Source organism: Thermotoga profunda AZM34c06, assembly GCF_000828675.1.
Lineage (GTDB): Bacteria > Thermotogota > Thermotogae > Thermotogales > DSM-5069 > Pseudothermotoga_B > Pseudothermotoga_B profunda.
Map to the genome: position 1 here is coordinate 502,018 of NZ_AP014510.1, position 14,984 is coordinate 517,001.

Sequence of the window (14,984 nt, forward strand, 5' to 3'; positions counted from 1 at the left end):
CCTCCTATTTGAAATTAGAAAAATAGACCTCTTGGAAGTGGAACAACTAAAAGTTTTGCAAGTAAATACCAAAATGCAAGTGTTATAGCACTAAAGGCTATTATATTACCTACAAGTTGTCCAAATTTCATATTTTTTCCACCGACTATCAACGATATGATCGTCATGAAAATGATGCTTCCCACAACAAAACCAAAGACCCAATCCATCAGGTATATCCAGACAAAAGACAATGCAATGACGATGAATATGTATAAAAAGTCCTTTTTTTCTATTTTCTCTGTTTTCTCTTGAGTTTTTTTTCTGGTAGATACCACGATCAATGCCACGCAAAGGGCTATCAACAGAATTGAGATGATCTGCGGAAAGATCGCCGATAAGTAATTTAAATCCTTTGATTGATAAAGAAATACTAAAGCAAGCAGAATGAATATGGCGCTTAAAATTATATTCGATCTCATTGCTTAACTCCCCCCACTGATGGACTTTGTTTTCTGATCAAAGGCCACAGCAGGAACAATACAGACAATACGATTAAAACCCAGGAAATTGGGCGAATAAAGAATACTGTCCATGGATAATCGAGTTTTCTTCCCATGAGTAAACCTTGAGTAAAGCCTGTTTCAGCAATAGGACCTAAGATGAGTCCAAGTGTTATTGGCCCAGCTTCAAAACCAAATCTTCTTAGAATATAACCAAGCACACCTAAAATGAGCATTGTATAAACATCACTGATATTATTTTGTACACAATATGAACCTATCATCGTGAGCAGTAAGATCACAGGAACAAGTACGTGTATTGGGATTTTATAAACGACCTTTGTCATACCCTTGCCAAAGAGTAGACCGATTGGTACCATAATTAATGTAGCAGCTATAACACCAACTATGAAAGTGTAGACAACATCGGCACGTGTTGTGAAAAGTTCTGCACCTGGTCTCAAACCTTGTATCAAAAGAGCACCGTACAAAATCGCATCAACAGGCGTGCCAGGTACACCCAGTGTCATGAGTGGAACAAATCCTCCTCCTACGGTTGCGTTGTTCGAAGTCTCTGTAGCTATAACACCTTCTGCTACACCTGTCCCAAATTTTTCTGGGTGCTTTGATGCTCTCATTGCCTCACTATAAGAAACCAAATTTGCAATATTTCCACCCGCACCAGGTAATACGCCTATTATAAAGCCAATGATTGACGCTCTGATGAGATCTAATTGTTTTTTCATAACTTCTACGAAAATCCTTAGAGCGGTGCCTTTTTCTACCTTTGCTTCTATAAAAAGTTGTTTTTGTCCTCTCTGAATTACCATGTTTATAACTTCAGGAATACAGAACAATCCCACAAGTGCAGGTATTAAACCAAAACCTGAAATCAAATGTGAAGATCCAAATGTAAATCTGACGTTTCCTCCAATCGGTGCAACTCCAACAAAGCTTATCATCATTCCTATGAACCCACCGATGAAACCTTTCAGTGTATTTCCACGTGATAGAGATGATATAACCGTTAATCCAAAGATACCAAGCCAGAAATATTCAGGCGGGCCAAATCTCAAAGCGATTCGGGCAAGCATAGGGGCAAAGATTAAAAAACAAATCATACCGAATAGTCCACCATACAAAGATGAATAGGTGGCTATCAAGATTGCCTGCCAACCTTTACCTTGTTTTGCCATAGGATAGCCATCAAAGGTTGTTCCGATATTCGAAGGCGTACCAGGTGTCCTGAGAAGGATAGCTGAAAAACTTCCTCCATATATCGCGGCCATGTAAAGCGAACCAAGGAAAACCAAACTTTCGGAAGGTGTCATCCAGTAGGTTAAGGGTAAAAACAAGGCAACTCCCATGGTTGCACTCATACCTGGAAGTGCACCTATTACCAATCCTATACCAACGCCACCTATCATCAAAAAGAGAATTTTCGCTGTGAGAATCTGTGGAATAGCGCTTAGTAGATACTGAAAACTCGCCATCTAATTGATTTCCCCCTTTCGAAAATCCCGCGCCAGGTAGCGCGGGAAGGAATCATTTACCCATTTTTTGCGTTTCGTCCCAGAGTTCTTTATAATACGGAATCAATCTTGCAACGAGTTCTTTTGATTGTTCTTCATTGTAGTCTTCCATCACAAAGCCTATTTCTTCCATCTTTGCTCTCACTTCCGGGTTTTTGTTGACCTCTGCAAAAGCTGCCTCGAGTATTCTCTTTATTTCTGCTGGTGTTCCTGGGGGTACTGCCACACCACGGAATGCCTTTTCAACTACGTCGTAACCCAATTCTCTGAAGGTTGGAACATCTGGCAAGAATGGGACTCTTTGTTCTGTTGCAATTGCAATTGTTCTGAGTTTATCTTTATACTGAACAGAAACAGTTGAGTAGGTCATCAAGGCATCGACATTGCCACCGAGTAGAGCCGGAACGGCTGTTCCAGTTCCAGTGAATGGGACATAAGTGAGATTGAGTTTCGCAACCTTTGCAAGTCTTAATGTGGCAAAACTATTGGCAGATGGCTGACCACTACCACCTATTAGAACAGATTTCTTACCGCTGGCGTATTTCACAAAATCTTCGAATGTTTTGATGGGGCTGTCAATTGGTACCACCAGTGTACAAGGTGTTGTCTGGAAGAAATATATGTTCTCGATCTGTTCTGTTTTATAAGGCACACCACCTTGAATTGGTTGGAGTATGATGTGTGGAAGATTAGTTCCATAGATAGAGTATCCATCGGGTGTGGCACGATTGACAAGTTCAGACCAGCCTGTTGCTCCACCACCACCAGCTTTGTAGGTTATTACAATTGGTACTCCTAAGATTTTTTCAAGGTATGGCTGCTGGATCCTCGCTGTGATATCTGATTCTCCACCTGGATCAAAGCAAACGACGTAAGTAATAGGTTTTGTTGGGAAATTCGCTGCAAAGAATGTTGAGAACACAAAAATGGTTAAGCACATCAATAAAACAGCTTTCTTCACAAACATCACCCTCCCTAAGTTTTGGATATATCAATAGTTTAAATTAGATGTAAGAAGATTCACAAGTACTAAAACAGATAATTGTAGTCCAAATTCAACAGTTCAAAAAGGTGAGAGCTTTGAAGGGTTTTATTTCTCTGTTTTTCTTTTTCTTTTTCGTTATTGTTAGCTCTGGCAACTTTTTTCACCAATGGGAAAAATTTAACCCCGCTAAAAGCGGGGTTAAAAACTGGTTTCGATCATTATACACTTTCCTATGGAATATTCTGAATTCGAACTCCTTAGAAAGCTTTCGATTTCTTTCGAACCTGCTCCTGGTTGAAACCAAAATCTTTTGTAACCAATTGAAACAGCCTTTTGTACTTCTTCTAATCCCTTTTCTGGTGGTATCACAAAGACAAGAAGTTCTACATCTTTTGGTAATTCCTCAAGCGTTCTAAAGCTCTTGATACCTTCGATCGTAATACCTTTGGGATTCACAGGAAAAACCTCAAAACCTTTGCTAAGAAGGTCTTTTAAGATTTTGTTGCCGTATTTTTGTTCACTTTCACTCGCACCAACAATTGCAATTTTTTTAAAGTCTCTGGGGTTCACCATATATCACCCCCAAATCACACAAGGGCACGTTCGATCAAACCATTTCTTTGCATTGCATTATCAAGGATGTGAAGTACTAAATCTTCGTATGCAAATCCTGCGATTTCAGCTATCCTTGGCAGATCAGAAAATCCCTTTGCCATACCTGGAAGTGGATTGATCTCTAAAAAGTACGGATTACCGTCTTCTTGAGAAACTCTCAAATCCATCCTTGCTACATCTTTAATCTCTAAGGTTTTGCAGATCTTTACTGCCATGTTTTTCAATTTTCTTTCCAGTACGGAATCGATCTGCGCTGGGCAGGTGTATTCCACGTAATAATCTGAATTTTTCTTGACCTTATAGCTGTAGAATTCTTTTCCGTGCTTGAAGTGAATTTCCATTATGGGTAAAACACGGTATTTGTTACCTTCTTGCAAGACACCTATGGTGAATTCTCTCCCCTTAATGAATTCTTCTACTAAAACTGGTTCATCGTAAATAGAGAACAATCTTTCGATTTCTTTTTTGTATTCTTCATAATTATGCACAAGCCCTGTCTCGGAGATACCTTTTGAAGAGCCTTCGGCATTGAGTTTCAATATCAATGGGAATCTCATATTCTTTCTGAGTTTTTCTTCCACAGAACGAATCACTTGGAATCGTGGGGTCTTGACGTCTTTTGTTAAAAGAACCTGTTTTGTGAGTGCTTTGTCAAGACAAACAGCAAGTGTCGTGGCATCTGAACCAGTGTAAGGAATGTTGTAGAAAGAAAGGATCGCAGGAACTTGAGCTTCTCTCGCTCTACTGAAAGTTCCTTCTGCAAAATTGTACACAATGTCAATCTTTTCGGAAGTAAGGATGGGAATAAATTTTTCGGGCACAGCTTCCATTAGAACGACTTCGTGCCCTCCATTTTCAATAGATTTTTTGATGTCCATAACGACTTCCATACTGTCGTACTCTGCTTCCCAATCTTCAACATCTGGTCTTGTTCCTCTTGGTAAGTTATAGGCTAACCCCACCTTCGTAAAAACCACCTCCATGGTTTTTGTCAAATTGATTATCACGCTTTCTCTTATCAAAAATCATTTCAAAAATGTTCTGTTCAATTGATTTTTTGTTAACAAAAAGGGGCAGTTGTCTGCCCCTCATGTCTGAGCTTGACTTTTATTACTGAACCTCAACATAGAAGGTGAACCTTCTTTCATTACCTGCGTAATCCTTCAAAATGATATCTATTTTTGTATTACTCGATATATTCAATAAAGTTGTGATATTGTAATTTGGATTGGTACCGGTTTTATTCCAGTCGTTGCCTGAGTAAACTTTTGTATCATTGACATAAATCGAAGATTCATTCCAATCAATATATAATTCGCTCACCGAGAAGGTCAAGGTTTTATTCCCAGTTCCAGTAATTGTCGTAGTGGCATTTTCTGTTACATCGATGTTCGCTATTTTGACATTACTTATCTGCGGCTCTTGATTGTCACGAATGATTCTAATTGTCTGTTCTGTTTTGTGTTTAACTCGATCATATGCAGTAAGTTTAACGACATTCAATCCAAGATCTAATCCCACCTCATGGTCGCCATCTTGTGATCCATCAGATATCAGTATGGCTTGACCTTTTTCAAGAGTGACTTTGTCAAAATAACCATCGGTGACAGACCATGTGACATTTGATGTACCTGAATTTGTGTAATAGATTCCATCTATGTATTTAGTGATATCGCAGTTGAACGAGTTAATCCTCGCTGCAAGGGTGTCTATGTCGATTGTCCGTTGCTTTGGATCACTCAAATTCCCGGCTCTATCATAAATTTCAAATTTAAAGGTCTTTTGTCCTTCGTAGTTTATTGGTGGGACGTATGTCCATGTTTTGTTTGTCTGATTCCAAGACAAACTGAGTGATTCTTTAAGTGTGCTGTTTTCGTAAATATTCAGTGTTGAGACACTGGTCAAGTTATCCAGGAAGTTCAGAGTGAATATTGCACCTGTTTCAGATGCTATATCTGTTGGCTCGACATTTTCTATTGTTATGACGGGTTTTTGTGTATCGTAGTAAAGGGTTCCCGAGTAATTTGCGATATTACCTGCTGTGTCTTTAATGTATAAAGAAAATGGTTTTGAAGTATTTTCAGACAAACCATGCACAAAGGTCAAAGTACCAGGTTGTGGATTTATTGCACTACTTTCAATTATCAAAAATGTTTCTCGAATTCCATAACTTTCATCTACTTGCAAGGTTATATCAGGTCGATTTGTGTAGATTCTACCACTATCGCTGAGTAAAACAGGTGCACTGTTGTCGAATATCACGTTTGCAAAACATCTGGAATCTGTTAGTTGAGAGCTATTTTCAGCGTGGTCATAAACTTTCAGAGCGATAGTGTGGTTCCCGTTGGTGTACGATGTGGTTTCTAACGAGAATTGAAATTTCAATTCACCATTTTCTTGAACAGGCGATCTAATTTCACTTTTCTTTGTGCCGTCGACATATAATTCTACCTTCTGTACGTCATAAGGTACATCTGTGTTTGTTATTTGTGCTGTGACACTTAGTAAACCTCTATAGACTTGTCTTGAGCCAAATGTCAAAGCCGGTGGAAGTTGTACAGTCACAACTGGATTTGTTTTGTTATCTATTACTACTGCGAGTTCACCTTCACCAGCTGCACCGCTTGTCGTTGTTGCAATTGCTCTGAATTTTGCAACACCATCGGAGTAAATTCCCAAAGTTATGTTTTCAAATGTCCAACTGTTGGTTGCGAGATCTGATTTTTCACCGATCTTTTCTGTTCTACCTGTTGAGTCGATTATCCACAGCTCGATTTTGTGAATTGGTTCGGTATTATCTAAAAAACTCACTTTGACATCGGTGAAGGTTCTGATTATTTTCCTGCCGTCGTTGTTTGTTCCATAATATTTACCAGCTGGTATGTCGAGGTTAACGATTGGTGGTGTGAGATCTTCAACAGTAATTTCTTGTTGTGCTATGAGTGTTATGTTGTTAAAAACATCAACGGCTTCAAGATTTATTTTGTAAGTTCCAACTTGTGAAGGAGTATACATCGGAATATCTTGGTTATTTATAAAAAGCTCTTTGGGTATATTTCCTGTAGTATATTCATAGAGTTTTTTAATTGGTTGTTCGTAAAGGGTCCCATTTGTTTCGCCATCTAAGATCCTTACTCTGACTTCCTTTATACCTGTTTCATCTGTGACTTTGAATTGTGTGTTGTTGTTTAGATTTCCTCTGATTTGAATCAAAAGCTGTGCATACATATCATAGACATCAGCAGATGGATACAGCTGCATAACTCTAAAACCACTTATTTCTGGAGGCGTCTGTTCGTATGCATAAACTACAAAATTTCGAATCGTCTGGTTGCCGTCAAGATCTGTTACAACGATCCTGAAGTAATTTTCAAAAGGATCAAGGTTCTGTATATTGTAATTGAGGGTATTACCGCTCGAAGTGGATATATTTGTGTAAATATTAGATATTTTCTTTTGGAGCTGTATACTGGCTACTTGCCTGTTGTCACTTGCTGTGATGGTCACTGTAGGGACACTTGACATTGCTACGTTATAGATACCACCCTCTAAGATATCTTGTGAACTGATTCTGGCTTGTGTTATAACTGGTGGCTGATTGTCAATGACATTAACAGTTGTTTTTCCAAAACCTTCTTCATTCGCTGTGGTTTTTCCAGAGAAGGTTAATGTATAATCACCCGGTTCGGTGAAAAATGTAGATGGTATAGTTGTTTGATAGATGTTATATATAGAAGTTGTGATGATTGGATTTGGCACAGAAAGTTCTAATTTTCTTGAACTGTATGATATTTCGAATTTTTCATCCTCTGTGAGATATATACTCACCTTTGCCCTTACAGTCAAATCATATCCACATTGGTGCTGTTGACCTGGTAATGGTTGCTCAAAGGTCACACCAAGGTCCAGTATGTTCACAGAGACGGATGTTGCATCTGATAGGTTTATATCGTTTTTGTAATAGAAATCTATTTGGTATTCACCATACGTCTGAACTTTCCATTTTGCACTGAAGGTGTATATTGGTCCATCACCTGAGGCTGTGACGGGTATTCTTTCATCCACGGGTCCCTTCACATCAAAATAAGCAGTTGATGGATTGTTTGTGTCTACAACCTGTGCGTTCAGTGACAAGCCCATGTTATCGGCGAATGGTGTTCTAAAACCATCTTCTGGTTGCAAGATTTTCGCAATGGGTCTTTCTGTAATCACTGTCACGGTGCCCGTTGCTTCCGCAGTAAAACCTTCTGTGTCTATAACAACAACTCTTATATCGTGAACACCAAGCGTGGTAGCGGACCAATCCCATTCAAAGATGTTTACAGATGGATTTATCGAACTTCTCTTTATACCATTTACATAAAAATCGCACCTACTAAGACTTAAATCATCTTGCGCGACAACTTTAAAATGAACCTTCTCTCCTTGATTTAACACTGAAGGTGAATAGGAAAATTCTTTTATCTTTGGAGCTTTTACTATGTACGCTTCATCAACGGGGAACTGTCCTTTTTGCGAAGAACTATTTCCAGAACTGTCTTTTGCAACAACAATCACCTCATAATTTCCCTTTGTTGTGAATGTCTCGGTAATAGTGAAAACGCCACCACCTATCGTTGAAGCAAGGATTGGTCCTTTCTGTACAGGTCCTGTGAAGGTAAATGTGACCTCATTTACTTGAACGTTGTCCGTTACAAATACATAGAATGTATAAGCCTCATTCACAGGTACTCCATATGGTGATGTGAAATAAATGATAGGTGCTTCAGTATCTATCACACCAACGTTGATACTGTAAAAAGCCTCGGTTGATTCATTCGAATCATCTGTTGCAACAGCTTTTATTTTGTGAATACCTTTTACCGCGGTCCATTCATGTATATAAGGTTCCTGTGTAAAAGTTCTAACAGATACATTGTCTATGTACAGAACAACTTGTGTTACTTTTGAATCATCACTTGCATTGATTGATATTTTGACTTTATCCCCTTCTTTTGGAGTGGGGTTGTCTACTTCTATTGAGACAGAGGGGGGTAGATTGATACCGATTTCGATTGAGCCGGTCTTTGTTGCGTAATTGTTTCTTGAATCGTAGGCAGTAACGGTAAAACTATATGGATTCGTCGTGCCGACATTTCTCGCTATATTCCATACAAGTTGTGTAGCCGGCATGGTTGGCACATAAACTGTTTCTTTGCCATCGTTAAAGATGATTTTTGAAACACCACTTTCATCTACTGCTGTGATCGCTATATTGACATTAGTGCCAGGTCTGGCTTTTTTTGGAAGGTTGGGAAAATCAATCTCTGGACCAGATGTGTCGCCTGCAGTAGAGACATTCAATGTGATTTTTGTAACATTGTCATTTCCTTCGTTGTCAATTGCATAGGCTTCTAATTCATAGGTACCTGCCTGCGCTTGAAAGGTGTATCTATTATTAGTGAGCTGAACTTCTTTTTTGTTTATCTTCAACCCCATAACTCTGATTCCACTTTCATTGTCTTGAGCTGAAACTATCGCAGTAACGATCTCGCCAGGTTGAACACCCTTTGGAGTGTAGTCAATCGCTACCTTTGGTTTTGTGAGATCTTTGGTTTTGAAAGAGCCAATTACCTTGGATGACGAATTTCCTGCCCTGTCGTATGCGACTACCCTGAGTGTGAAAGATCCATATGGAGCTGGAATAGATATCTGCCCGGTCTGAGTTGTCTTGAGAATGATGTTATCGTTCGCATAAATTTCTATTCTATCTATTCCGCTTTGATCTGTTGCTGAAATATTCAAAATGATATTCTCACCAGCTACATCAGTGATTTTGGAAAGTGATACTTCAAGGACAGGTGGTATTTTATCGAGCATTGCGCATGATACGATTAAAAACAAGACAATCGAAAGTGGAATTATCTTCTTCATTATTTCACCTCAACTGGGAAATATAGATTTGGGAGTTGGTTCTCATAGATATCCGTTATACCATTTGGTATTAGATAAAATCTACCTTGAGTAAAAGAAGCCGCACCGACATAACTGGCTTGTTTGAGATCATCGGAAACACTTTCTTGAACCAGGATTATCGTTCCAACTGGGTTTATATTTGGGAACGACCCTGAGAAAACTATAACTGTTATCGTGCCACCTTGTTTTACAGCTGTATCATCACTGATTGTGAGTCGATACCATAATAGCCAGCTGAGAAACTAATAAAATCATCGGTTTTCAACTGTGTGTTTCCTATTTTGAAAGAATCGATCTTTGGTGGTTTGTTATCTTGTACATCGATCTGTATACAGTCTGTACCAATTCTTCCATCAGTTGTTTCAAGAGATACTGAGAGAACATGTCTTCCAGAAACTGCCTTCCAGCAACACGAAAATGCAGTTCCTTGTGAGATGATCGTACCATCTACATAGAAGGTTATTTGCTTTACAAGTGTTTCATCTGTTTGTACACTCAATTCAACCAGATCTGCAGGGCTTGGGTTTGAGTTATCGATCTGTAATTTCACATCAGCAGGTCCTATTCCAACGGCGAAAGCACCACTTGAAATTGTCGATTTTCCACGTATGTCTTTTACAATCACTGATACAGAGTGAAATCCTAAATCGAATTTTCCGAGGTTAACTGACAAATCCGCAGATTTGGTTTTGGTAAAACTCTTCACGTATTTTTCTGCTCCATCGCATTCTACTAAAACCGAAGAAATCTCTGTATCATCTTCGATTTTTATATTCAAAACGACATTTTCTTCTGTGGAGAATGAACTTTTCTGAAAATTCATATCAATAGTTGGTGGGGATAGATCATTTGGATACACTGTAAGCATGGTTGATGTTGCGACTTTTGCAAAATCACCACTTGAAATGACTATGTCCAGTGGATACTCTCCCTCTTGTCTTAGAATGGGTAATTCAATAATTATTGGGTTGTCTATTGTTTGAACCTGTTTTGATTCAGATCCTACTTTTGCAGTGGCTTTTAGGATCCTACTTTCAGGATCTTGTGCAACAATGGATAGATAGATGGCTGAATCAATCTCGGGAAATGTCGGTATAACTCTTATTTGTCCTATGGTTGGTGCAGTTTTGTCGATAACCGTGATGGATGTCTGTTTGGTCTTTTTTTGTCCAAATATGTTTTCGATATAGCCTTCGACTATGTAGTCTTTTGCTTCAGAAGGTTTCCATGAATATTGAAGTGGGAGTGTATCTCCACTCTGAACGGTCTTACCATCTATACTGATCGCGGCTAAGGTTATACCAACATCAAAAGATGCAGTCAATTGAATTGTCACCGTGCTGTCTGGTGTTGGTGATGGTGGATCAACAGATAAAGAGACACTTATATCAGATCTTTGTTGACAAGAAACCAAAGCAAAAAGTAATACAGATAGTATGATCGCGCATTTTTTCATAAAAACACCTCTGTCATTATATTTCATCGTACAAATACGGTACTCCTTGAGAACTCATTTTTTCTTATGTTGATATAATTTTATCGGGTGGATATTCTTTGAACATAATATGGTTTTCGATATTGATCATTCTTTTCTTTGCTCCGTTTTTCTATTTTTACGAAGATGGTCAGTTCAATCACAGGGAATTGGCATATCCCGATAGTCAATTTGTAAAAATAGATGGACTTGAGATTCATTACAAGAAATATGGGCAAGATGAAAGATATATGATCCTTCTACATGGTTTTGGTTCAAGTACTTATACGTGGGAAAAAGTCGTTGGAAAACTTTCTGAACATTTTACATTGATTTCTTATGACAGACCGGGTTTTGGTCTCACAGAAAGACGTTTTGATTTGAAATACAATCCATACACAAACGAATACCAAGTAGAGTTACTCAAAAAATTGATGGATCATTTTGACATAAAAAAGGCAATCTTGGTGGGAAATTCAGCAGGTGGCTTTGTTGCATTGAATTTTGCTTTGATTTACCCTGAAAGAGTTGAAGCACTCGTTTTAGTTGATGCTGCTATTTTCAATGAAGATTGGACGAATGATTTTGTGAAATTCCTGATGAATATACCTCAAGTGAATCACATCGGACCAGATGTGATCGGAAAAATAATAACTAATTCTTTTGAAAAATCACTTGCTGATGCATATTATGATCCATCAAAAATCACCGAACAAGACAAGGAAGCATACACAAGGCCTACCAAGATCCTTGGTTGGAAAAAGGCATTATGGGAATTCGCAAAGTCCACAAAATATAAAGATCTGAAAGATCAATTTGAAAAAGTCACTTGTCCAGTTGTTGTGATACACGGAAGACAAGATAGAGTAATACCACTAAAAGTAAGTGAAGAACTTGCCAATAGTTTCAAAAATGCCACTTTGTGTATCATTGAAGACTGTGGACATGTTCCTCAACAAGAATGTCCCAATGAGTTTGTCGAGTGTTTGCTCAGGCAATTAACAAACTGATGAAAAGTTTTGTGTTTCACGATTTTGTAACCAAATTCGTCATCGGTTTGTGTATAATTTTGTGTGCTCCCGCTTTGCCGGAGGTAGGCAAGGCCGTTAGACCGAGGGAGGAGGTAAGTGATGGAAAGAATCTATGAGACCATGTTCATCATCGATCCTCGTTTGAAAAACGAGGAAAGAGAAGCTTTAGTTGAAAAAGTCAAAACAATCATTGCAGAGCGTGTTAAGGGAACTGTTCAATCGGTGAATCGCTGGGGTATCAGAAAATTGGCTTATTCCATCAGCCATCAAACAGAAGGAGATTATACTGTTCTGTTGTTCAAAGCCCCTTCGACAGATCTGAACAGACTCGAAGAATTTTACAGAGTAACGCCTCAAATTCTTCGCTGGCAGACATTCAGAAGAGAAGATCTTGAGAAAAAGGAAAGGAAAGAACAAGCTCAGCCTGAAGAAAAGAAGGAATGAGTATGTCATATTTCAACAAGGTAATCCTCATTGGAAGGATAACCAGAGATCCAGAGATCAGATTCACTACCTCCGGCAGAAGTGTGGCGAATTTCAGTCTTGCCGTGAACAGACCGATTCGGCAGGAAGTCTCTGATGATCAGCAAACGACTGACTTCATAAGGATTGTGGCTTTCAACAAATTGGCAGATTTTGCAAAAACTTATTTGAAGAAGGGACAATTGATCTTAGTAGAGGGTGAACTCAGGCTCCAAAAGTGGCAGGCTAAGGATGGAACAAATAGAACAACTGCTGAGATCTGGGCAAGAGAAATAAGATTCATGGAAAAGAAAGCTGCTGAAGAACCAGAATTGATGCCAAAAGAGCCATTTTATCCAAAAGAAGAAGAGATCATTGAACCAGAGGAGCATGAGATTGACGAACACGATCCCGATGAACCACCATTTTGAGGAGGTGTGAATTGATGGCACAGCAACAGCAACAGAAAAAGAGAAGAAAGAGAAAGATCAAAAAGTGCAAACTCTGCGAAATGAAGGTTAGTTATGTGGACTACAAAGATATCCGTTTACTCAATGAGTATCTCACAGATAAAGGTAAGATCATACCAAAGAGAGTTACAGGTAACTGCGCAAAACACCAGAGAATGATTAAGGTAGCAATAAAACGTGCAAGACATATGGCTTTGTTGCCATTCATAAAGCTGTAAGTCTTTTGTTTGCACATTTGGAGGGACATCTGTCCCTCTTTTGTTTCTTTGAGGGAGGTCGGGATGAATGAAAAAACTTGCTGTTGTAGCCATTGGCGGCAATGCGGTGAATAGACCAGGTGAAAGACCAACGGCAGAGAATATGTTCAGGGCATTGACAGAAGCGATGGGTTATCTGGTCGACATGCTCGAAGAATACGATGTAGTCATCACCCATGGGAATGGACCACAAGTTGGGAATATCTTAATTCAACAAGAGATGGCGAAGGATGTCATTCCTCCTTTCCCAATAGATGTGAATGATGCTCAAACTCAGGGAAGCCTTGGGTATATGATAGCTCAAGCACTCAGAAACAATCTCGCAAAGAAAAATAAGGAACGTGAAATAGCTGGTATCATCACCCAAATCGTCGTTGACAAAAATGATAAGGCTTTTGAAAATCCATCAAAACCAGTTGGTCCATTTTATACAAAGGAACAAGCAGAAAGACTCGCAAGAGAAAAAGGATGGATCATGAAAGAAGATGCAGGAAGAGGGTATAGAAGGGTCGTTCCATCACCAAAACCCCTCGATATAGTTGAGAAAGAAGTAATAAAAGTGCTTTTGAAAAACGACGTGATAGTAATTGCCGCCGGCGGTGGTGGAATACCGGTGATCAGAGAAGACGGTATTCTAAAAGGTGTAGAAGCTGTGATAGATAAAGATAGGGCGAGCGCGTTACTTGCCATCGAAATCAATGCAGATTTGTTTGTAATATTGACAGGTGTTGAGAAAGTCGCACTGAATTATGGAAAACCAAACCAAAAAGATTTGAGTGAATTGAGCGTTGATGAAGCAGAAAGATACCTGAAAGAAGGTCAGTTCCCGTCTGGGAGCATGGGACCAAAGATAGAGTCCGCAATAGATTTTGTGAAAGCAACAGGTAGAGAATGTTTTATAACAGATATGGCAAAATTAGAGTTAGCATTGAATGGTAAAACTGGTACACGAATAAAGTGAAGTTGTTCCAATTCTTGGTAAGTTCAAAGGGGCACATGCCCCTTTTATTCATTTCAATATGACAACTTTTATGATGTGAACATAGACTGCTGCACCGATTTTTTCTGAAATAGAAATCAATCCAAATCCGATTGGTTTTGATGGAAGCTCTGTACCAAGAATCTGTGATAGTAATTTGTGTAATAGATCTGGATTTTCAACTCTGATTATGTTTGCATCGACTTGACTCCAATTCACCGATACTTTTAGATATCCACCTGACAGAGCCGGAAGAGGATTTGGTAGGTCACTGTCCACACGAATGAAATTTGAACTTTGGACTGTCCAGCTTGCGGCAGATCTGACATTTGTGTTATACACAAAAACTGATTTTTCTCTGATCTCTTTGGTTGAAAAGATCAAAATTTGAGGACTTACTACAAAACTTGGTCTTCCAATTGGCTCTGGAATCTGTTGGGTTTCTGCTAAAACGAGTGTACTGAAACACAAAACAATTAAAACGGTCCATATCAGCTTTTTCATAAAAAATCCCCCCTTTATGAATTATACAAACACGGACTCATTAAAAAGTCATTAGAAGATATTCATTTGGTACAAATGTTAACATCGCACTTTGGAGAATTAACTATTGGTGAATATCTGTGTTTTCTAAAGATAGCCGAAGTAATAATCAGTGAGAGTAAAAATTCAACAAAATATCTTTGCTTTTTTCCAGAATATCGTTCTTATTAGTTATTATTCAACAAGATTTGTCTTTGGG

Annotated in this window: 13 protein-coding genes; 5 read left to right on the top strand and 8 right to left on the bottom strand. The window is 38.7% G+C overall.

Annotated features, from left to right (window positions below; all coding sequences use genetic code 11):
- Positions 1-14: 14 nt before the first annotated feature.
- The 7 genes from TSP02S_RS02370 to TSP02S_RS02400 form a co-directional block, all read right to left on the bottom strand.
- A complete protein-coding gene (locus TSP02S_RS02370; RefSeq protein ID WP_041081595.1) occupies positions 15-461 on the bottom strand; it encodes a tripartite tricarboxylate transporter TctB family protein in 447 nt (148 codons plus the stop codon).
- Positions 458-1,975: a tripartite tricarboxylate transporter permease gene (locus TSP02S_RS02375; RefSeq protein WP_041081597.1), complete on the bottom strand. Its 1,518-nt coding sequence runs from the start codon at positions 1,973-1,975 to the stop codon at positions 458-460. Before TSP02S_RS02375 ends, TSP02S_RS02370 begins: the two co-directional genes overlap by 4 nt.
- A gap of 52 nt (positions 1,976-2,027) precedes the next feature.
- On the bottom strand, positions 2,028-2,975 hold the full coding sequence (locus tag TSP02S_RS02380; protein ID WP_171816305.1) for a tripartite tricarboxylate transporter substrate binding protein: 948 nt from the start codon (positions 2,973-2,975) through the stop codon (positions 2,028-2,030).
- Positions 2,976-3,197: 222 nt separating this feature from the next.
- On the bottom strand, positions 3,198-3,569 hold the full coding sequence (locus TSP02S_RS02385) for a CoA-binding protein (RefSeq protein ID WP_041084033.1): 372 nt from the start codon (positions 3,567-3,569) through the stop codon (positions 3,198-3,200).
- 17 nt (positions 3,570-3,586) lie between these two features.
- Positions 3,587-4,621 carry a D-alanine--D-alanine ligase family protein gene (locus tag TSP02S_RS02390; protein WP_144380705.1) on the bottom strand — a complete coding sequence of 345 codons (1,035 nt, stop codon included), beginning with the start codon at positions 4,619-4,621 and terminating at the stop codon, positions 3,587-3,589.
- Positions 4,622-4,724: 103 nt separating this feature from the next.
- Complete coding sequence (locus TSP02S_RS02395) at positions 4,725-9,527, bottom strand: Ig-like domain-containing protein (protein ID WP_041081600.1); 4,803 nt, start codon at positions 9,525-9,527, stop codon at positions 4,725-4,727.
- Positions 9,528-9,756: 229 nt separating this feature from the next.
- Complete coding sequence (locus TSP02S_RS02400; RefSeq protein WP_041081602.1) at positions 9,757-11,025, bottom strand: hypothetical protein; 1,269 nt, start codon at positions 11,023-11,025, stop codon at positions 9,757-9,759.
- Between the two features lie 98 nt (positions 11,026-11,123).
- On the opposite strand from TSP02S_RS02400, the gene TSP02S_RS02405 reads away from it, so the two are divergent.
- From TSP02S_RS02405 to arcC, 5 genes are all read left to right on the top strand, one after another.
- Positions 11,124-12,053 (top strand): alpha/beta fold hydrolase, encoded by a 930-nt coding sequence (locus TSP02S_RS02405; protein ID WP_041081603.1) that lies wholly within the window; start codon positions 11,124-11,126, stop codon positions 12,051-12,053.
- Between the two features lie 120 nt (positions 12,054-12,173).
- Entirely contained in the window at positions 12,174-12,518 is a 345-nt protein-coding gene (rpsF, locus tag TSP02S_RS02410; RefSeq protein WP_041081605.1) for a 30S ribosomal protein S6, read from the top strand.
- Positions 12,519-12,520: 2 nt separating this feature from the next.
- Positions 12,521-12,967, top strand: a complete 447-nt coding sequence (locus TSP02S_RS02415; RefSeq protein WP_041081606.1) for a single-stranded DNA-binding protein — start codon at positions 12,521-12,523, stop codon at positions 12,965-12,967.
- Positions 12,968-12,981: 14 nt separating this feature from the next.
- Positions 12,982-13,224: a 30S ribosomal protein S18 gene (gene rpsR / locus TSP02S_RS02420; protein WP_041081608.1), complete on the top strand. Its 243-nt coding sequence runs from the start codon at positions 12,982-12,984 to the stop codon at positions 13,222-13,224.
- A 67-nt stretch (positions 13,225-13,291) separates the two neighbouring features.
- On the top strand, positions 13,292-14,224 hold the full coding sequence (arcC, locus tag TSP02S_RS02425; RefSeq protein WP_041081610.1) for a carbamate kinase: 933 nt from the start codon (positions 13,292-13,294) through the stop codon (positions 14,222-14,224).
- 48 nt (positions 14,225-14,272) lie between these two features.
- Here the strand turns inward: arcC and TSP02S_RS02430 are convergent, their stop codons facing one another.
- Positions 14,273-14,746: a hypothetical protein gene (locus TSP02S_RS02430; RefSeq protein ID WP_041081612.1), complete on the bottom strand. Its 474-nt coding sequence runs from the start codon at positions 14,744-14,746 to the stop codon at positions 14,273-14,275.
- Positions 14,747-14,984 lie beyond the last annotated feature (238 nt).

What these genes read in the sequence shown, in the direction of transcription:
- rpsR (WP_041081608.1), top strand. Translation starts at nt 12,982, where the DNA reads ATGGCACAGCAACAGCAACAGAAAAAGAGAAGAAAGAGAAAGATCAAA.
- TSP02S_RS02375 (WP_041081597.1), bottom strand. Translation starts at nt 1,975, where the DNA reads ATGGCGAGTTTTCAGTATCTACTAAGCGCTATTCCACAGATTCTCACA.
- rpsF (WP_041081605.1), top strand. Translation starts at nt 12,174, where the DNA reads ATGGAAAGAATCTATGAGACCATGTTCATCATCGATCCTCGTTTGAAA.
- TSP02S_RS02395 (WP_041081600.1), bottom strand. Translation starts at nt 9,527, where the DNA reads ATGAAGAAGATAATTCCACTTTCGATTGTCTTGTTTTTAATCGTATCA.
- TSP02S_RS02430 (WP_041081612.1), bottom strand. Translation starts at nt 14,746, where the DNA reads ATGAAAAAGCTGATATGGACCGTTTTAATTGTTTTGTGTTTCAGTACA.
- TSP02S_RS02400 (WP_041081602.1), bottom strand. Translation starts at nt 11,025, where the DNA reads ATGAAAAAATGCGCGATCATACTATCTGTATTACTTTTTGCTTTGGTT.
- TSP02S_RS02370 (WP_041081595.1), bottom strand. Translation starts at nt 461, where the DNA reads ATGAGATCGAATATAATTTTAAGCGCCATATTCATTCTGCTTGCTTTA.
- TSP02S_RS02415 (WP_041081606.1), top strand. Translation starts at nt 12,521, where the DNA reads ATGTCATATTTCAACAAGGTAATCCTCATTGGAAGGATAACCAGAGAT.
- arcC (WP_041081610.1), top strand. Translation starts at nt 13,292, where the DNA reads ATGAAAAAACTTGCTGTTGTAGCCATTGGCGGCAATGCGGTGAATAGA.